This is a genomic window from Leifsonia sp. Y878 (genome assembly GCF_057669685.1).
Genome location: NZ_JBYHFS010000002.1, coordinates 918458 through 937070, shown reverse-complemented (window position 1 = coordinate 937070; position 18613 = coordinate 918458). Strand labels below are relative to the sequence as shown.

Below are 18613 nucleotides of genomic sequence, written 5' to 3'. Positions count from 1 at the left end.
TGTAGTTCCGCAACCCGCGTCACAACGTACGTCGAACGATGAGTCGCCAACCCTCCACTTCATTGAGTCGCAAGAAATCGACCTAAACCCGCGAGTTTGGGTCGATTTCTTGCGAGCGGATGCCGCGGACCGCCTCTCGTGGGGCTGCCTCACCCCGATTACGGGAGTGCGAGCCAACTTTCGTACGATGCAAGCGCACAGCGCCGCATACGACAATGGAAGTATCCCCTTTCATTGATGCATTTCCTGGAGTGTTGCCCCCGTGTCTCCCCGCTTGTTCTACCGCACCGTCGCCATCGCAGAGGCGGTGACCTGGACCCTCCTCATCACGGGAATGATCCTGAAGTACGCCGCCAACCTGGGCGGGCTACCCGTGCTGATCGCCGGTTCGATCCACGGTTTCGTGTTCATCACTTACGCACTCACGGCCGTTCTCGTCGGCATCAACCAGCGCTGGAGCATCAAGCTCATCGTGCTCGCCGTCTTCACCGCGATCGTGCCGTACGCCACGATCCCCTTCGACATCTGGCTTGACCGCAATCGCAGGCTCGTTGGCCACTGGCACACAGAGGCGACGGATGACCCGCGCGACGCCACGTGGGTCCGTCGCGTTCTCCGGTGGATGCTCACACACCCGGCGATTCTGGCCGTCCTCTTTGTGGTGGCCGTCGTTGTGATCATGAGCGTGCTGCTCATCGTCGGTCCTCCCGGCGGCAGCAAGTAGGACGTTCACACCTCGGCGCGTTTTCAATGTCTACTCGTGCCGTGGCGACAAACGTGTAAAGCAGGCATACTGTGCTCACCCAATCAAAGGAGATTGTCGTGTTCCAGAGTCCCTACCCCGACGTCACGATTCCCGAACTCAGCATTGACGACTACCTCTTCGGCGATCTGGCCGGCGCCGATCTCGACCGGGTGGCAATTGTCGACGGGGCGTCGGGTGCGAGCATGAGCTACCGCACGTTGATCGAGCAGATCAACCGCATTGCCGGCGCTCTCGCGAATCGTGGGGTCGGACCCGGCATCGTCGTCGGCCTGCTCTGCCCGAATATTCCGGCCTTTGCCAGCGTGTTCCACGGCATCCTGCGCTCCGGCGCCACCGTCACGACCATCAACTCGCTCTATACGCCCGACGATGTGGCGAACCAGCTCACCGATTCGGGCGCGACGTGGTTGATCACCATCTCGCCGCTGCTGGCCTCCGCGCAGCCGGCAGCCTCGGCGGTCGAGCTTGACGCCGAGCATCTCATCGTGATCGATGGCGCGCCGGGGCATCCGTCGCTTGCTGATTTGATCGGTGAGGGCGCGGATGCCCCCGCCGTCTCGTTTGACCCCGCCACCCATGTCGCGGTGCTGCCATACTCCTCTGGCACGACCGGCCACCCCAAGGGCGTCAGGCTCAGCCACCGCAACCTGGTCGCGAATGTGGAACAGGCCCGCAACCTGCTCACCGTCGTTGCCGACGACCGGCTCCTCGCGCTGCTGCCGTTCTTTCACATTTACGGCATGACGGTGCTGCTGAACCTCGCGTTCAAGCAGCGCGCCCGACTGGTGACGATGGCGAAGTTCGAGCTGCCCGAGTTCTTGCGCATCATCCAGGATCACACGTGCAGCTATGTGTTCATCGCCCCGCCGATCGCGGTGGCCCTGGCGAAGCATCCGCTCGTCGATTCCTACGACCTCTCGAGCGTGCACACGATTCTCTCGGGCGCCGCGCCGCTCGACGCCGCCCTGTCGGACGCGGTCGGACACCGTCTCGGCTGCCGGATGCTGCAGGGCTACGGGATGACAGAGGCGAGCCCTGTCACACATCTGATTCCGCAAAACGCGCTCGAGCTGCCGGCGGGCTCGGTCGGCTTCACCATTCCCAACGTGATCTGCAAGTTGATCTCCACCGCAACGGGCGCAGAGATCGAGGTGCCGGCCGAGGGAGTGAGCGAACCGGGCGAGCTGCTCGTGCACGGGCCGAACGTCATGCTCGGCTACCTGAACAACGACGAGGCAACCCAGGAGACGATCGATGCCGCCGGCTTTCTACACACCGGCGACATTGCAACGGTCAGCTCGGAAGGAGTCGTACGAATCGTCGACCGCAGCAAGGAGCTGATCAAGTACAAGGGCTACCAGATCGCGCCGGCCGAGCTCGAAGCGCTGCTGCTGACACATCCACTGATCGCCGACGCCGCAGTGATCGGGGTGCTCGATGACGACGGTCAGGAGATTCCGAAGGCGTTCGTGGTGATCACGGCCGCAGCGGTGGTGACGAGCGAGGATGTGATGGCATACGTCGAGGAGCGCGTCTCGCCGCACAAGAAGGTGCGGCGGGTGGAGTTCATCGACGTGATTCCGAAGTCGAGCTCTGGCAAGATTCTGCGCAAGGACTTGCGGGTGCGGGTCGCGGTGTAGCCATGAGCGAAAGCATCCTTTTCACGGTGACCGACGGACTCGCCCACGTGACCCTCAACCGCCCTGACCGCCTCAACGCAATCGATGGCGAAGCCGCAGAACGCTGGCGCGACATCGCCGCCGAAATCGCGGGCCGCGATGACATCGGCGCCATGCTCTTCGATGCACAAGGCCGCGCGTTTTGTGCGGGCGGCGACATCAAAGCCATGTCAGCGCTGGGCACGACAGAGGCGAGCGCCGGCGACGGCGTGCGCCGGCTCGCCGATCTGATTCACGAGGGGCACCGACTGCTTCGAGAGAGCAGCACGCCGATCGTCGCCGCGGTGCACGGCGCCGTCGCGGGCGGAGGGCTCGGCTTCATGCTCGTCGCCGACGTGATCGTTGCCTCGGACAAGGCGCGCTTCGTGAGCAAGTACGCCGACATCGCGCTGACCCCCGACTGCGGTGTGAGCACATTGTTGCCCGAGGCCGTCGGCCGTCGACGCGCGGCGGAGCTCCTGCTCACCCCGCGCATGCTGAGCGCGACGGAGGCGCTGGACTGGGGGCTCGTCACCGAGGTCGTCGCCCCCGAGGCCGTCCCAGAGCGTGCCGCTGAAATCGCGGCATACTGGCTCGACGGTGCCACCGCCGCTTTCGGTCAGGCCAAGCGGCTTCTGCACGCCGGAGCGGCCCGCTCGTTCCAGGCCTCACTCGACGATGAGGCCGTCACGATCGGCCGCGCATTTGACGGTGCGGACTCCCGCGCCCGCGTCGCCGCCTTCGCTGCGCGCTGACCGGCAGACTGGGCCGGGGCCGGGGCACTATGCAGAGCGTTGTCTGATCACACCTCGGAGCTGAACGGCCGTTCAACCTCGACCGGTGCTGGCGCCGGACCAGCGCTTGGCTGGGCATCCGGCCGGAACGCGTCAGCCCAGAAAATGCGCAGCAGGCTGTCGGGAAGGTCAATGCGATCCTGCGATGGCTGGTCAGCCTTCCCCTTGCGATCGGTGCCGACGTCGAGCGCCTTCACATCGTCGTGCAGGTGTTCCATGGTGAGGTCGAGGCGACTGGCTGTCTCGGCCGCATCTCGCAGCCTGTCAAGCAGGTCTTGCGGAACATGACCGTCGTACTTGTAGTAGATCTTGTGCTCAAGGCTCGCCCAGAAGTCCATCGCGATGGTGCGGATCTGCACCTCGACCTTGACCTGGTGGGTGGTCGCTGACAGGAAGACCGGCACCTCAACGATCAGGTGCAGGCTTTGGTAGCCGTTGGCCTTCGGCGTCTTGATGTAGTCACGCACCTCAAGAACGCTCACGTCGTGCTGGGCGGCCAGCATCTCGAGGACGCGATAAGTGTCGGAGATGAAGCTGCAGGTGATCCGGATTCCCGCAATGTCGTGCAGCCGTTCGGCGATGCCGTCGATCGACACGGGGGCGCCCTTGCGTGCCGCCTTCTTCAGGATGCTCGCAGGGCTCTTCAGCCGCCATTCGACATGCTCGATGGGCGTGTAGTCGCCCAGGTGCGCCGACTCCTCCTTGAGAATGTTGATCTTGGTCATCATCTCGTCGATGCCGAACTTGTAGCGCAGCATCAGCCCCTCAAATTCCTGCCGGATTGTGGCAAGGTCTTCGAGACTAGGCGGCAGGCTCTGTGGTTCGGCGCGTTCGTGCATGGTGCTTCTTATCCTTCCATTGCAGGCTGTCGATTGCCTCTCAATCGCGTGCTGGCACCGGAAATGGCCCCCGGTTGCCAACAGCTAGAATTGAGCCGACCGGCACGCCCTCGATCTAGGAGCCCTCGCCTCGTGAGTACCCCCGTTTCAGCCGTCGCTGACACCGTCTCGAATGCCATCAACACTCCCGAGAAAGAGCAGCCGTACGACGCTCTCGGGCTCAAGGCTGATGAATACGCCAAGATCCGCGAAATTCTGGGCCGCCGCCCTACGAGTGGTGAGCTCGCCATGTACTCCGTCATGTGGAGTGAGCACTGCTCGTACAAGAGCTCCAAGAACTACCTGAAGCAGTTCGGCCAGAAGGTCACCCCCGCCATGAAGAAGAACCTCATGGTCGGCATGGGCGAGAACGCCGGCGTCATCGACGTTGGCGAAGGCTGGGCCGTCACCTTCAAGATCGAAAGCCACAACCACCCCTCATACATTGAGCCGTTCCAGGGCGCCGCAACCGGCGTCGGCGGCATCGTGCGCGACATCATCTCGATGGGCGCCCGCCCGGTCGCCGTGATGGACGCCCTCCGCTTCGGTGCCATCGACGATCCAGACACCGCTCGCGTCGTGCACGGCGTCGTCTCCGGCATCTCGTTCTACGGCAACTGCCTCGGCTTGCCGAACATCGGCGGGGAGACGGTCTTCGACTCGGTCTACCAGGCCAACCCGCTCGTGAACGCACTCTCGGTCGGCGTGCTGCGCCACGAAGACCTGCACCTGGCCAACGCGACGGGCGCCGGCAACAAGGTCGTCCTGTTCGGTGCGCGCACCGGCGGGGACGGCATCGGCGGGGCCTCCATCCTCGCCTCTGACACCTTCAGCGAGGGTGGCCCGACCAAGCGTCCGGCCGTCCAGGTCGGCGACCCGTTCGCCGAGAAGGTACTCATCGAGTGCTGCCTGGAGCTCTACAAAGAGAAGCTCGTCGAGGGCATCCAGGACCTCGGTGCAGCGGGTATTTCCTGCGCCACGAGCGAGCTGGCCTCGAACGGCGACGGCGGCATGTTCATCGAGCTGGAGAAGGTGCTCCTCCGCGACCCGAACCTCACGGCAGAAGAGATTCTGATGTCCGAGAGCCAGGAACGCATGATGGCTGTCGTCGCACCAGACAAGCTTGAGGGCTTCCTCGCCGTCACCACCAAGTGGGACGTCGAAACCAGCGTGCTCGGCGAGGTCACCAACTCCGGCCGCCTCATCATCAACTGGCACGGCGAAGAGATCGTCAACGTCGATCCCCGCACCGTCGCCGTCGACGGCCCCGTCTACGACCGGCCCGTCGCGTACCCGACCTGGCTCGACGCACTGCAGGCCGACACGGCATCCGCTCTGCCCCGCCCAACGGATGCTGCAACCCTGCGCGAGCAGTACCTCGCGCTGCTCGGTTCGCCGAACCTGGCCGACCCGAGCTGGATCACCGACCAGTACGACAACTACGTGCTCGGCAACACGGCGCTGTCTTTCCCCGACGACGGCGGCATGATCCGCATCGACGAAGAATCCGGACTCGGCTTCGCCATCGCGACCGACGCCAACGGACGCTACTGCCAGCTCGACCCGTACCGCGGCGCGCAGCTCGCCCTCGCAGAGGCCTACCGCAACGTGTCGGCCACCGGCGCCGTGCCTGTCGGCATCAGCGACTGCCTCAACTTCGGTTCTCCAGAGAACCCAGAGGTCATGTGGCAGTTCGGCCAGACCGTTGAAGGCCTGTCAGACGGATGCCTTGAGCTTGAGATTCCCGTCACCGGCGGCAACGTCTCGTTTTACAACCAGACCGGCGATGTGCCGATCCACCCGACGCCCGTCATCGCCGTGCTCGGCGTGATCGACGACGTGGCCCGCCGCGTTCCGAGCGGATGGCAGGACGACGGACACAACATCTACCTGCTTGGTATCACCCGCGAAGAGCTTGACGGCTCCGCGTGGGCCGGCGTCGTTCACGACCACCTCGGTGGCCGTCCGCCCGTCGTCGACCTGGCCCAGGAAGCCGTCCTCGGCGGACTCCTGCACGCCGCATCGCAGGGCTCGCTCATCGACAGCGCCCACGACCTCAGCGAAGGCGGCCTTGCGCAGGCCCTCGCCGAAGCCGTGCTGCGATTCGGTGTCGGCGCCCGCGTCTGGATTGGTGACATTTGCGAGCGTGACGGTATCGACGCATCCGTTGCCCTGTTCTCCGAGTCGGCCGGACGCGTCATCGTGTCAGTCCCGCGCGAAGACGACGTGAAGTTCATTGGTCTCTGCGAAGGCCGAAACTACCCGGTGCTGCGCATCGGCGTCACGGATGCCACGGCTCCTGGCATTGAGATCCAGGACCAGTTCACCATCACGCTTGACGAGCTGCAGGCCCGCCACCGCGGCACGCTGCCTGCGGCGTTCGGCGCCGTCGTCGGCGGCTAGTCGACTCGCTCTACTCGCGCATTACTCGCCGAAGGCGGGCCCGGCTCTTGTCGGGCCCGCCTTTGGCATTCCCGCACCCGCGCCACACTTCGTGCGAGGGCAAATCGGTCGCGTTGCCACGCGCACTGGACGCGAACCAGACACGAGCTAGACGCGAACTAGTGGCGAGCGCGGCAACAGGTGCGGAGCCCCTCCGGGCGCAGATGCTGCGTTGTAGCGCATCCGCGGAGGGTCATGCTCGAGGGCGGTGAGTGACTCTGCCGACACGGATGCCAGGGGAAACGTCGTGATGGCTCGCATCCGCTCCCCGTCGTGCACGCCATACACAAGCGCGGCCGGCGCACTCGGGGCACTACGTATGACAACAGTGCGAAAGAAGGTGGCGGGGTGTGTCGGAGCCTGGTCATCGAAGACCAGGACGTCACCGTTCGCCTCGCTCGGATTCTCCAGGTGCGCCACCAGCACGTCGGTCACCCGTTGCAGCACCGTCTCGCCGGCTGCGGCGGCATCGGCCAGCAGAAACGCGTCGGCGGGCAAGGAACAGGCGCGGGCCAACGCTCCGTTTTCCCAGCGCTCCCGCTTCAGCCCATACGGCGTTTCGACAGTCGACAGCAGGTAGCCGTAGACGTGAATCAGCCCGGCGTTGCCGATCGGCCAGTGCGCGTCCAATCCGGCAGCGGCATGCAGGTGATCGAACTCGGCACGTTCGATGACCGGAACGCCGATGTTCTCGTCGATGACCGTCGAACAGCCCCATGACGCGAACCGACCGGCCCGCGCATCCTGCACAATCTGCTCGAACATCACCTGACCATGTTAGACAGCGCGGCCAGTTAGTCGGTGTGGGCGCAGAGCAAAAAAAAGTTCACGTGCTCGTAACCAAAGATAGTGATTGCGTCCATAACTCGCCCATACTGTGGACATTGCGTCCACGATTTCCGTGGCCAAGCCGAAAGGATGAGCGTGACACGTCGCGATCGAGTGCTGGTTTTCGACTTTGATGGGACGGTATCCCTCGGACTCGGACCGGTACGTTCGTACGCGAATTTCATCGCCGATGGCCTTCCGATCAACGACGCCGCAGCGTTCCTGGCCGACGTCGACAACGGCCTGGCGCTTCAGGCCCACGTGAGCGACAACGGCGACGGCGACACCGACACCGACACCGCCGCGCGCACCATCAACGGCACTGTGCCGATCGATGGCTACGACCTCGTTCGGCTGCTGTCGCAGGAGTACCCCGTCACAACTGCCGATCGTGACAGCGCGTATCTGCGCAGTCGCCTTGATCTGGCAACGGATGCGGCACCAGTGATCGCGCCGGCCGGACTGGCCGAATTCCTCACCGAGGCACGCCAGTACGCGCACATTGTCCTGGCAACCAACGCCCCCGACATCCGCATCAGCGAAGCCATCACCAGCCTCGGTCTCTCCGACGCTTTCGACATCGTATACACCTCAGTGGGAAAGCCCGTCGGCCTCGACGCGATTCTCGACACCTGGCTCGATCGGGTCGGAGCGCTGGCGCCCGACGCGAGCGGACGCTGCGAATCTCCCGCTCAGGCGCTCCTCAGCATCGGTGATGTCTGGGTCAACGACCTGGCTCCCGCGCATCGGCGCGGCGCGAGCACGGCGCTGGTGGGAGACAGTCCCTCCCGCGAGGCGACTCCCACGTTCAGGGCCGAGCGCATCATCGACCTCTACCCCCAGATTCGAGCCTGGCTCACCGCTCCGGCATCCATTCCCGCTGGCGCAACGACGTAACCCCAACTTCACCACGCGATATCCGTTCCACGCAGTACCTGACTGACGCAGTACCCGTTTCACCCCATCCCCATCCGTTCCACGCACTTCCACCCTGTTCAACACACCAAACAAAGGTAGACACGTGTTCTCTAAGAAAGCCCTTTCGTTCGCCGCTCTCGCGTCGTTCGCCGTGGTCACCCTGGCCGGCTGCTCGGCAGCGACCACCGACTCGTCGACGACTCCAGAGGCCGCAGCCGACCCGACATCGCTGACCCTCGCCCTCGTTCCGTCACAGGACCAGGCTGGACTTGTCGACACCGCTGCGCCTCTGACCGACATGCTCACTGAAGCACTCGGCATTCCCGTCACCGGCGTGGTGTCAAAGGACTACCAGGCCGCTGTCGAAGCCATGGGCGCCGGCCAGGCACAGATCGGGTTCCTGCCGTCGCTCCAGCTGTGGCAGGCCAGCGACCGCTATGGCGCATCCGTCGTACTGCAGACCGAGCGCAACGGGAACATCACGTATCCGGCCCAGTTCATGACCAATGACCCGGACAAGTACTGCGATGACGCCCCAGTGGAGCGCGACGGCAAGCTGTACTGCAACGGTGCCGATGCCCTCGCCGGCCCGGCAGGTCTCGACTCGATCAAGAAGATCAAGGGCGCAAAAGTCGCCGTGCTCGGCCCAGGTTCTCCGGCCGGATACATCTACCCGATGCTGGCCCTGAAGAACGCCGGGCTCGACATCGACTCCGACATTCAGCAGATCCCGGTCACCGCCAACGACGCTTCCGTTCTCGCCGTGTACAACGGTGATGCTGAGGTCGGCTTCAGCTTCTGGGATGCCCGTGACATCGTCATGAAGGACACCACGGATGTCGGCCAGAAGGTCGTCGTCTTCGCCCTCAGCGAGGAGATCCCGAACGACGGCGTCGCCGTGACCAAGGAACTCTCACCTGCCCTGCAGCAGAAGATCACCGATGCCCTCGCCGACTACTCCGCGACCGAGGAAGGCTCGAAGGTGCTCACCTCGATCTACTCGATCACCAAGCTCGCACCGGCCAATCCCGCCTCATTGAGCGTTGTCGCGGATGCCGCCAAGAAGTTGGGTCTGCAGTAGTCCATGACCGAGCAACACTCCATCGCGGCGACCGGGGCACACGCCCCGGCCGCCGCGCCGGCGGTTTCAGCCGCCAGAGACACGGCCCCCTGGTCGATCACGATGCGCGACGTCACCGTGCGCTACCCGAACGGCGTCATTGCGCTCAATAAGGTCTCGCTCGACATCGAGGCCGGTGAGATGGTGTCGGTTGTCGGGCTCTCTGGCTCGGGCAAGAGCAGCCTGATCCGCACGATCAACGGCCTCGTTCCGATCACCTCAGGCTCACTCGAGGTCGGCGGACACGCGCTGCAGTCCGCCCGCGGGAGGGAACTACGTCAGCTGCGTGGTGAGATCGGAATGATCTTCCAGAGCTTCAACCTGGCTCGCCGCACCAGTGTGCTCAACAACGTGCTCGTCGGACGCCTCGCCCACACGCCGACCTGGCGCACCCTGCTCGGGCTGTACAAGGCATCGGACAAGCAGATCGCTTTCGAAGCTCTCGACCGTGTAGAGATCCTGGCGAAGGCATACGACAGGGCCTCGTCGCTCTCCGGCGGGCAACAACAGCGTGTGGCAATCGCTCGGGCGCTCTCGCAACAACCCAAGCTCGTACTGGCAGATGAACCGGTTGCCAGCCTCGACCCGCCCACCGCGCACAGCGTGATGCGAGACCTGCGACAGATCAATCAGGAGCTCGGGATTACCGTGCTGACCAACCTGCACCTGCTCGACTTGGCCACGCAGTACGGCACTCGCCTGATCGGGTTGCGTGCTGGGGAAGTCGTCTACGACGGACCGGCAGCCACCGCAAGCGATGCGGTGTTCGAGAATATCTACGGTCGCTCGATCGAGCGCGAGGATGTGCTCAACGCGTGAGTGCGCTCGACCTGCCGCCGAAGCCGCGAGGCCGCTGGAAACCGTGGTTCGCGTTAGCTGTCGTTCTCGTCATCACGGCAATCACGCTCAGTCCCCAGTGGGGCATCGCCTTCAGCTTTGATGCGATTGCCCGCAACTGGCAAAACGGCGCAGGCAAGATCGTCGAGTTGTTGCAGCCCGACTGGTCATTCTTCCCCCGCACCATTCCGCCACTTGTCGAGACCCTGCAGATGGCGATCATCGCAACGTTCATCGGTGCCGTCATCTCGTTGCCACTCAGCCTCTGGGCCGCACGGCTGACGAACCCGCACAAGTGGACTCGCGGCGCGGTGCGCACGATCCTGAACGCGGTGCGTTCTATTCCTGACCTGCTCTACGCATCCATTCTGGTTGCCATGGTGGGCGTTGGCGCGCTGCCTGGAATCATTGCTCTGGTGCTGTTCAACGTCGGCATCATCGTGAAGATGGTGTCTGAGGCGATCGAGGCCAACGACGCAGGCCCCCTCGAGGCCGGTCGCGCTGCCGGCGGTACGCAGCTGCAGATCAACCGCGCCATTGCTCTGACGGATGCCATGCCGGCCTTCATCAATCAGACCCTCTACGTGCTCGAGCTGAACGTGCGCGCGTCAACGGTGCTCGGGCTCGTCGGTGCCGGCGGGCTAGGACTGCTCATCGATGCCGTCCGCACCTTCTACCGTTACGACCAGCTTTCGCTCATCATCCTGGAAATCCTTATCGTGGTCGTCGTCATCGACGCCATCAGCGATGCCATCCGACGGAGGCTGGTATGACACTCCAAAAGCCCGTCCGACCCGCACGGTCGAACGACCGAACGCAGGATCTCCACCACGCGCTGACGCTCCCAGCCAAGCCTGCGCGCTGGGGACGGCTTGCGGCCACGGCAATAGTGACCGTGCTCGTCGTCGTCGCGTTCTGGTCCATTGACATCAACTGGAGCAGGCTGTCGAGCTTGCCCGCCGATGTGGTGCGCTATCTCTGGTTGATGTTCTCGAACCCCAATTGGGACAAGCTCGGCGAAGCCGTGTACCAAACCTGGCGCTCGGTCGAGATGGCATGGGTCGGAACGGTGATCGGTCTCGTGATCTCGCTCCCGCTCAGCTTCCTTTCCGCTCGTGGATTCGCGCCGGCACCGACCCGCTGGATCCTACGGGTCCTGTTTGCCGTCATCCGTGCGGTGCCAGAAATCATCATCGCCATCATCATTCTCTCGGTCACGGGACTGACGCCGCTTACCGGGGCGCTCGCGCTGGCCCTGAACAGCGTCGGCACCCTTGGGAAGTGGGGTTACGAGTCGATCGAGGGTGCAGATCCCGGCCCGATCGAGGCTGTGCGCGCGGCCGGCGGGTCGACCGTGCAGGTGATCCGATGGGGAGTCTGGCCGTCGGTCACGCCTGATTTCATCTCGTTTTGGCTGTACCGATTTGAGATCAACGTTCGGTCATCTGCCGTTCTCGGTTTGATTGGTGTCGGGGGCATCGGCGACATGCTCACCTCGTACACTCAATATCGGGAATGGTCGACAGTCGGCGTTTTGCTGCTCGTCGTCGTGGTTGTGACTATGGCGCTCGATGCTGTGTCGGGTGCCATTCGCAGACGTATCACCGAAGGGGCATCAATTCGTGAGCTGGACAGATAACCCTGACGCCAACGTTACGACCCGCATCGCCACCGTACTCAATTCGCTCAACCCGAGCGAACGCAGGGTGGTTGAGCTCATCGTCGACGATGCGGAGGGCGTGCTGGAACTCACGGCCCAAGAGCTGGCCGATCGTGCGGGCGTTGCACGGTCAACGGTCGTCCGTACGTGCCAGAGTCTTGGCTATCGGGGCTACCCCCAGCTGCGCGTGGCGCTCACCAGGCAGCTCGCCCAGTTCGGTGGGCGCACCCCCGACTATGGCAAGTCGGCGCTGGGACGTATCCGCTCTGACATCGACACACTCGCGGCGTCGCTGCCCCAGATCGCAAGCGCACTGACCGAGTCGGCCGTGGAGCAGGCCGTCGTACGGATGACGTCGGCGACCAGGCTCCTCGCGCTAGCCAATGGGCTGTCGTCGCCGCTTGCATCGGATCTGGCCATGCGCCTCACCGCCGTTGGACGCCCGACCGAGTTCGTCGCCGATTCGATCGGCCAGCAGATCGCTGCCCGTCAGCTCGGTGAAACGGATGCTGCCCTCATCGTCAGCGGCAGTGGTGCAAACGAGTCGAGCCTGAAGGCTGCACGCGCCGTGCAAAAAACCGGCGCCGCTCTCATCGTGGTGACATCCTTCGCCGCGTCCCCGCTGGTGAACCTGGCAGATGTCGCGCTGGTCGTTGCACCGGCGCGAGGATCGTTCAGGCACGAGCTGGAGCATACGTCGCGGGTGCCGCACGTGATCCTGCTGGAATCGCTCGTTGAAGTGATCGCCAACCGCCTCGGCGATCGGGCGCACACCACTCGTTCGACAGTGCTTGAGATCCTGAGCGACAACCTCAGCGAATAATCCTGTCGTGGCCGCGGGCACGGGCTGAACAATCAGCCGGTCGTTGCCTTCGCGCAGACGAGAGCCGGGACGGTCAGGTTTCCCTGCCGCCCCGGCTCCCTACAGGGCCTAGGCCTAGACCCCGTAACCGCGCGTGTTAACGGATCCGCACCGTCTCCACCAGCGGGGTATCCGCGGATGATGAACCGACGAAGACGGGTACGTCTCCGGCCGGTGTCACCCACTTGTCGGTGTTGACATCCCAGTACGAGAACGCCTTGGTGTCGAGTGCAATCTCAACCCTCTGGCTCTCACCCGGTTCGAGCGTGATCTTCGACCAGCCCGCGAGCGACTTCGGCGCCGTGACCACCGGTGCACCGACCAGTTCGCCCGCATACGCCTGCACCACCGTGGCCCCGGCAGTGTCACCGGTGTTGGTGACCCTGACTGTTGCCGTCAACTGTCCGTCCTTGCACTTCGAACCCCAGTCCTTGCCCCAGCCCTTGTTCCAGTGTCCATTTCGGGAGCCTTCGCCACCGAATGTACTGCTGAACGCAGCAGCCTGGTCGGGGCTCTCCGCCTCGAAGTCGGCAACATCGTCACTGGCACGTGGCGCAGTCACCTCCCAGGTCCTGCACGACAGGCGAAGCTTCGAGTAGTCGAACGAGGTGTACGACAGCCCGTAACCGAACGGGTACGACGGTTCGATGCCCAGTGCCTGGTATCCGCGATACCCGACGAGGACTCCCTCGCTGTACGTTGCAACCGCGTCAATTCCTGGGAACTGCGCCGGTGTCGAGGTGGGCGTCTGGCTGTCGTCCACCGGGATGGTGAGCGGCAGCTTCCCAGACGGGTTCACGTCGCCATAGAGGATGCTGGCGATTGCCGTGCCCTGGTTCTGCCCGGCATACCAGGAGTGCACCAGACCGGCGACTCCGTCCTGCCAGTCAGAGACCTGGGTGCCCGCTCCGGTCGTCAGCACGACGATCGTGTTGGGGTTGGCCGCAGCCACCTGACGGATCATCTCTGGCTGCCCGTTGGGCAGCTGGAGCGTCGGCAGGTCTGTTCCCTCTGTGGAGTAGTCCCGAACGAACACCACGGCCACGTCGGCGTTGGCAGCAGCCTCGGCTGCAGCGGTGGCCTGCGGAGCAACAACGCCAGCCGGCGGGGTCCACGCGAGCTTGATGTTCGAGCCCTGCTGGTTCCATGCCTCACTCGTGTCGTACACGTATGACAGCGTGATCGGGTGGGTTGAACCGGCCTCCATGTTGATGGAATAGGTCGCAATCTGGTTCCACGCGTTCGCGTTCGGCGTGACTGCCTGGGTCGAGATGACATCGGCGCCGTCGACGTTGAGTGTCGTGACTCCGTTGGTGACAACCTGCAGCTCGTATGCGCCGGTGACCGGCGCCACGATTGAACCAGACCAGCGCACCGACATGTTGGTGTCAAGTGCCTGCGCCTGTGGCGGGAAGTGCGGCGAGTTGGCGTTCAACCCGTCGTAGATCGAGAAGCCACCGTGCAATCCAGCGTACGGATCAACGCGGTCGTAGTACGGCGTCCCAGAGAAGTCCTGGTTCAGGTAGTACTTGGCCGTCAGCCCGTTCTCGCCGGTTTCGCTGCGCAGGAAGTCCGAGGGAATCGGCTGTTCGCCACGCAGAAGCGCCGTCGAGGTGACCGGGTCTGACCCGCTCGTCCAGGTGACGTCTGTCCCTTCACCGGCCCGAGTCTGCAGCCCCTGAAGGGGCGAGGTGCTCACCAACGGGTTCTGGATGTGCGAGCTTCCGCCACCCTGTACGATCACGTCAGCATCAGAGCCGATCACAGCGATCGATCCAATATCGTCGTCGCTCAGTGGAAGCACATCATCTTCATTCTTCAGCAGCACGATCCCCTGTTCGGAGATATCAGCCGACTCTTCGTTGTGCTCTTCAGCGGGCAGCGGTGTGATCTGCTGCGGGTTCTCGAAGACTCCCAGTCCGTACATCGGACGAAGAATCCGGAGCACTGCATCGTCAATCCGGCTGATCGGCACGGTGCCGGCGTTGACAGCGTCAATCAGCGGCCCACAGAACTCACACGTTCCTGGCTGCTCCGACGGTGTGAAGTTACCTGGCATCTCCTGGTCCTGACCCGCGAGGATCTCGAGTGTGCCGTGGTTCGCACCGTAGTCGGTCACGACCCAGCCGTTGAACTCGTACTGCGTCTTGAGGATCTGGTTGATCAGGAAGTCGCTACCGCACGAGTAGTCGCCGTTCACCTTGTTGAAACCGCACATCACGGAGGCAGCGTGCGATTCCTTGATTGCGGTGTCGTACGGCAGGTTGTAGATCTCCTGCAGGGTACGTTCGTCGACCACTGCGTTCAGGCCCGTCAGACGATTCGTCTCCTGGGTGTACGTCGACCAATCCTGCAGGTTGCCGATCACGCCGCCATAGTTCTGCGTCGTCAGCGTATAGGCGCCACCGAGCTTTCCTTGCAGCAGCGGGTCTTCTCCGTAGGACTCGAAGTTGCGGCCGTTCTGCGCCGCGCGAGCGATATTCAGCGACGGAGCGAGGGCCATGTTCTGCCCGGTCTTAAATGTCTCGTCTGCGTCTATCTCGGAGGCACTTGCGGCAACATCCGTGTCCCACGCCGCAGCCACGCTGACGGCGGAGGGCAAGAGTGTCGACGCCTTGTTGGGAACGGCGGGGTTGGCGACCCGGACGCCGTTGCGGCCATCCGTCATCTTGAGCGCCGGGATACCCAGCCGCTCAATGGGGGCGTTGTAGAAGCCGTAGTCGTTATTGAGCTCGCCGTGGAGCATATCGACCTTCTCTTCCAGAGTCATCTGGGCGAGTAGGGCTTGGGCTTTTGCCGTCACTGTGGGATCCGTATCCCACCAGGTCTGGCCATTTTGCCAGTCATCGCCGCCATCGGATGGATCATGAGACCGCCCGGTGTTGACGTCGCTCGCGAATGCCGCGCCAGCTGGCACGACCAGAGCAACCGCACACACGGCGGCTGCGGTGAAACTGAAAATGCGTAGTCGTTGTGCTCTAAACATCAGGCACTCCCTGTTGTGTCTGGGACACAACGCGGCGGAATTACGTCGCACGTACGGCGCACACGTTGCCCCCTTATGTGGTTGAAATAGTGCACCCGATCACAGGGGGCTTCAAGGCTTTGACGACAACCGACCGCAGGGGCTACGGGCTCTTTAGACGGGGAATGTGACCCTTGCCGCTTCCTCTGCGTATGCCCAGAGCCGGTTCGCAACGTCACGGTCGAGTGAGGTTGGCGTGGGAATTTGCCGGGCAGGGCTGCCCTTGGTCACGAATCGGGGTCCGTAGTACCCGCCGCCCTCCGCCGCCGGGTCTGCCATCGCACGCACGACCGACCAGGCGCCGCGGTCCTTGCCCTGGGTGACGGATGCCTGCAGGTTGTCGATAAAGCGCTTGCGACGACGTGGCTCATTCACTCCGGAGACTCGTGGCGTGCGCCCTGAGATGGAGTAGCCAGGATGCGCCACCAGCGACTGCATGCCCGCGGGGCCGCCGACGCCGGCGTCTCGTAGTCGGCGATCGAGCTCGAACCCAAACACCTGCATCTCGATCTTGGATTGCGCGTAGGCCCGCCACGAGTTGTAGTTCTCCACGAGTTCGATGTCGTCAAGCGTCGAATCCAGCAGGCGCGAGATCACCGAGCCCAACGCCACAACCCGGCTGCCCTGCGTTATAAGCAGGGCGGGCATGAGGCGCGCCGTGAGCGCGAAGTGTCCAAGAAAGTTCGTCGCGAAGACCAGTTCGTGCCCGTCAACGCTGTCCTGTCGCTGCCGTGGCGGGTGCACAATGCCGGCGTTCAGAACCAGGGCATCGATCCGCGGCAGCTCCAGCAATTGCGCGGCCGCGGCATCAACCGAATCCAGCGACGACGTATCGAGGCGCACTGTCGAAACGGATGCGCCGACGACTCGCCTGCGAATAGCCGCAAGGGCGGCATCCGCTTTGGCTGGGTTTCGGCAGGCCAGCACCACGTGAGCGCCCGCACGCGCGAGCGATTCACTGGTGAAATAGCCGATGCCGGAGTTGGCGCCTGTGACGACCACCGTCTTACCGGCCTGGGACGGCAGCGCCGCCGGATCCCAGGTCACTGTGCAGGATGCGCGGGGGACGGTTTCGGACGGGCCTGGGCCTGCGACTGCTGAGTCCTCCGGTCACCCGGCATGGGCGTGGCGGACGGAGACGGTGTGCGCGGCGTCGGCGTGGACGTCGGCGTGGCAGGGGAGGTCGATGGCTGCTCCGCCGGCGTGGACTCGGCTGGGCTCTCGCCACCTTCCGCGATCTTGACGTGGTGGTGGATCACTTCCGCGACCACGAAGTTGAACCACTTCTCGGCGAATGCTGGGTCGAGGTGTGCGCCTTCTGCCAGCGTGCGCAGGCGTTGAATCTGACGACGCTCACGATCGGGGTCGGCGGCAGGCAGGCCGTGGACGGCCTTCAGTCGTCCTACCTGCTGGGTGAACTTGAACCGTTCAGCGAGAAGGTGCACGAGCGCCGCGTCGATATTGTCGATGCTCTGACGGATGCCGTTCAGCTCCTCGAGCGCCGCTGTGGTCTCGCTGGTGGACGTCTCATCGTGTGCAGTCATAGTCCGACGATAATGCAGCGGCTGGCGGGTACCGAATTCGACCACGCGGGGAAGAGAAACGAGAGCGGCCGGTCCGTCAGGATTCCCCCGGCCATTCACGCGTCGCCGTGTGATGGCGACGCTCAGCCCACCTCGCCAACGGAACGCCGGCCCGCGGCTTCGAGCCACGCCAGTCGCACGCGCTTCTGGGTGAGCAGGATTCCGGCCAGCACGAGAACCGCGCCAACCGGTTCATGCCAGGAGAACGTTTCGGAGAGAACGAGGACGCCCAGCACTACACCGACTACGGGGGTTACATAGGTGACCGTCGACGCGTTCGTCGGGCCCCACGCGCGCAACACATTGATGTTCCAGATATAGGCAACGCCAGTACCCAACGCGCCGAGGGCCAGCAGGCTGAGCACAATTGGCCAGGTCAATGAGACGGGGTGCCAGGCGATCACGGGCGTGAGCAGCAGCATGAGCAGGCCGGCGAGCCCAATGTTCAGGAAGGCAAACGTTGACCCGGCGATCGGGCGTCCACTCAGGTATTTGCGGGTGTAACCGAAGGTGAATCCGTAACACACTGCGGCGCCGAGGCACGCGAGCTGTCCCCACAGGTCTCCGGTGAGGGCTGCATAGCGCCACGGTCCGATGATGACGACGACGCCCACGATGCCGATGAGCACTCCAACAACCTGGCTCCGGCCCAGCTTCTCGACTTTGAAGGCCAGCGTCACCATGATCGCCGTGGTGATCGGGGTGACCGCATTGTAGATACTGGCCAGGCTCGATGACACGTATTGCTCCGCCCACGCGAACAGGAGGTGCGGCACAACGCAGCCTGTCACTGCAATGACCAGGAAGTGCAGCCAGACCTTGTGCTCCCTCGGGAGCACGGTCCCGCCGTTGATGCGCGGCCTGGTGACAAGCACGATCAGGCCGAGCGTGAGGCCTCCGAGAACGAGGCGGGTCCAGGCAACCTGGCCAAAGGAGACGCCGTCGAGCGCGATCTTCATGAAGAGAAAACTTGAGCCCCACAGCACGCCCATCCCGAGGAACTGAAGGGTAACCAGTGCTTTGCGCGTGGGGGCAATCTCATTCACGTACCGACACTAGCCGTAGCCACCGACGTCAGCACGCCACGCTGCCAACGCTGGCGCGATTCCGTGGAACTTTGGCCGAACAGGCCCTGTCACATCTCGCAAGAGGAGTTCCCGGTGCCCCTGGTTAACGCAAAAAACCCACCCCTCAAGGGATGGGTTCACGCGGTCCAGGTGGTGGCCGCGTTAACGCAGGAAA

General features: G+C 63.8%; 15 protein-coding genes and 1 pseudogene. 10 read left to right on the top strand and 6 right to left on the bottom strand.

Annotation, left to right across the window (positions count from 1 at the left end; all coding sequences use genetic code 11):
• The first annotated feature begins 262 nt into the window (after positions 1 to 262).
• From AC25Y4_RS10505 to AC25Y4_RS10495, 3 genes are all read left to right on the top strand, one after another.
• Entirely contained in the window at positions 263 to 724 is a 462-nt protein-coding gene (locus AC25Y4_RS10505) for a DUF3817 domain-containing protein (protein WP_488120332.1), read from the top strand.
• A 98-nt stretch (positions 725 to 822) separates the two neighbouring features.
• A complete protein-coding gene (locus AC25Y4_RS10500) occupies positions 823 to 2406 on the top strand; it encodes an AMP-binding protein (RefSeq protein WP_488120331.1) in 1584 nt (527 codons plus the stop codon).
• A 2-nt stretch (positions 2407 to 2408) separates the two neighbouring features.
• The gene (locus AC25Y4_RS10495; protein ID WP_488120330.1) at positions 2409 to 3179 is read left to right on the top strand and encodes an enoyl-CoA hydratase/isomerase family protein; all 771 of its coding nucleotides are present in this window, start codon (positions 2409 to 2411) and stop codon (positions 3177 to 3179) included.
• A 47-nt stretch (positions 3180 to 3226) separates the two neighbouring features.
• Here AC25Y4_RS10495 and AC25Y4_RS10490 read toward each other — a convergent pair whose 3' ends face one another.
• Complete coding sequence (locus tag AC25Y4_RS10490) at positions 3227 to 4057, bottom strand: GTP pyrophosphokinase (RefSeq protein WP_488120329.1); 831 nt, start codon at positions 4055 to 4057, stop codon at positions 3227 to 3229.
• 132 nt (positions 4058 to 4189) lie between these two features.
• On the opposite strand from AC25Y4_RS10490, the gene purL reads away from it, so the two are divergent.
• Positions 4190 to 6499 carry a phosphoribosylformylglycinamidine synthase subunit PurL gene (gene purL, locus AC25Y4_RS10485; RefSeq protein WP_488120328.1) on the top strand — a complete coding sequence of 770 codons (2310 nt, stop codon included), beginning with the start codon at positions 4190 to 4192 and terminating at the stop codon, positions 6497 to 6499.
• A 147-nt stretch (positions 6500 to 6646) separates the two neighbouring features.
• Here the strand turns inward: purL and AC25Y4_RS10480 are convergent, their stop codons facing one another.
• Positions 6647 to 7303, bottom strand: coding sequence for an amino acid deaminase (locus AC25Y4_RS10480; protein ID WP_488120327.1), 657 nt, complete (start codon positions 7301 to 7303; stop codon positions 6647 to 6649).
• 159 nt (positions 7304 to 7462) lie between these two features.
• Here AC25Y4_RS10480 and AC25Y4_RS10475 point away from each other — a divergent pair, with 159 nt between their 5' ends.
• The 6 genes from AC25Y4_RS10475 to AC25Y4_RS10450 all read left to right on the top strand — a co-directional run bounded on the left by AC25Y4_RS10475 (position 7463) and on the right by AC25Y4_RS10450 (position 12724).
• A complete protein-coding gene (locus AC25Y4_RS10475) occupies positions 7463 to 8263 on the top strand; it encodes an HAD family hydrolase (protein ID WP_488120326.1) in 801 nt (266 codons plus the stop codon).
• A gap of 124 nt (positions 8264 to 8387) precedes the next feature.
• The gene (phnD, locus tag AC25Y4_RS10470) at positions 8388 to 9365 is read left to right on the top strand and encodes a phosphate/phosphite/phosphonate ABC transporter substrate-binding protein (protein WP_488120325.1); all 978 of its coding nucleotides are present in this window, start codon (positions 8388 to 8390) and stop codon (positions 9363 to 9365) included.
• A 102-nt stretch (positions 9366 to 9467) separates the two neighbouring features.
• Complete coding sequence (gene phnC / locus AC25Y4_RS10465) at positions 9468 to 10223, top strand: phosphonate ABC transporter ATP-binding protein (protein ID WP_488120472.1); 756 nt, start codon at positions 9468 to 9470, stop codon at positions 10221 to 10223.
• Positions 10220 to 11014, top strand: coding sequence for a phosphonate ABC transporter, permease protein PhnE (phnE, locus tag AC25Y4_RS10460; protein ID WP_488120324.1), 795 nt, complete (start codon positions 10220 to 10222; stop codon positions 11012 to 11014). Before phnC ends, phnE (AC25Y4_RS10460) begins: the two co-directional genes overlap by 4 nt.
• Positions 11011 to 11880, top strand: coding sequence for a phosphonate ABC transporter, permease protein PhnE (gene phnE / locus AC25Y4_RS10455; protein WP_488120323.1), 870 nt, complete (start codon positions 11011 to 11013; stop codon positions 11878 to 11880). Before phnE (AC25Y4_RS10460) ends, phnE (AC25Y4_RS10455) begins: the two co-directional genes overlap by 4 nt.
• Positions 11864 to 12724 carry a MurR/RpiR family transcriptional regulator gene (locus AC25Y4_RS10450; protein ID WP_488120322.1) on the top strand — a complete coding sequence of 287 codons (861 nt, stop codon included), beginning with the start codon at positions 11864 to 11866 and terminating at the stop codon, positions 12722 to 12724. The genes phnE (AC25Y4_RS10455) and AC25Y4_RS10450 overlap by 17 nt, the downstream gene beginning before the upstream one ends.
• Positions 12725 to 12860: 136 nt before the next feature.
• Here AC25Y4_RS10450 and AC25Y4_RS10445 read toward each other — a convergent pair whose 3' ends face one another.
• The 4 genes and pseudogenes from AC25Y4_RS10445 to AC25Y4_RS10430 all read right to left on the bottom strand — a co-directional run bounded on the left by AC25Y4_RS10445 (position 12861) and on the right by AC25Y4_RS10430 (position 18417).
• Entirely contained in the window at positions 12861 to 15749 is a 2889-nt protein-coding gene (locus tag AC25Y4_RS10445) for a beta-glucosidase (protein ID WP_488120321.1), read from the bottom strand.
• Positions 15750 to 15902: 153 nt separating this feature from the next.
• On the bottom strand, positions 15903 to 16835 hold the full coding sequence (locus AC25Y4_RS10440; protein WP_488120320.1) for an SDR family NAD(P)-dependent oxidoreductase: 933 nt from the start codon (positions 16833 to 16835) through the stop codon (positions 15903 to 15905).
• A gap of 176 nt (positions 16836 to 17011) precedes the next feature.
• Positions 17012 to 17332: pseudogene (locus AC25Y4_RS10435) on the bottom strand (chorismate mutase); the annotation flags it as partial.
• Between the two features lie 122 nt (positions 17333 to 17454).
• Complete coding sequence (locus AC25Y4_RS10430) at positions 17455 to 18417, bottom strand: DMT family transporter (RefSeq protein WP_488120319.1); 963 nt, start codon at positions 18415 to 18417, stop codon at positions 17455 to 17457.
• Between the last annotated feature and the right edge of the window lie 196 nt (positions 18418 to 18613).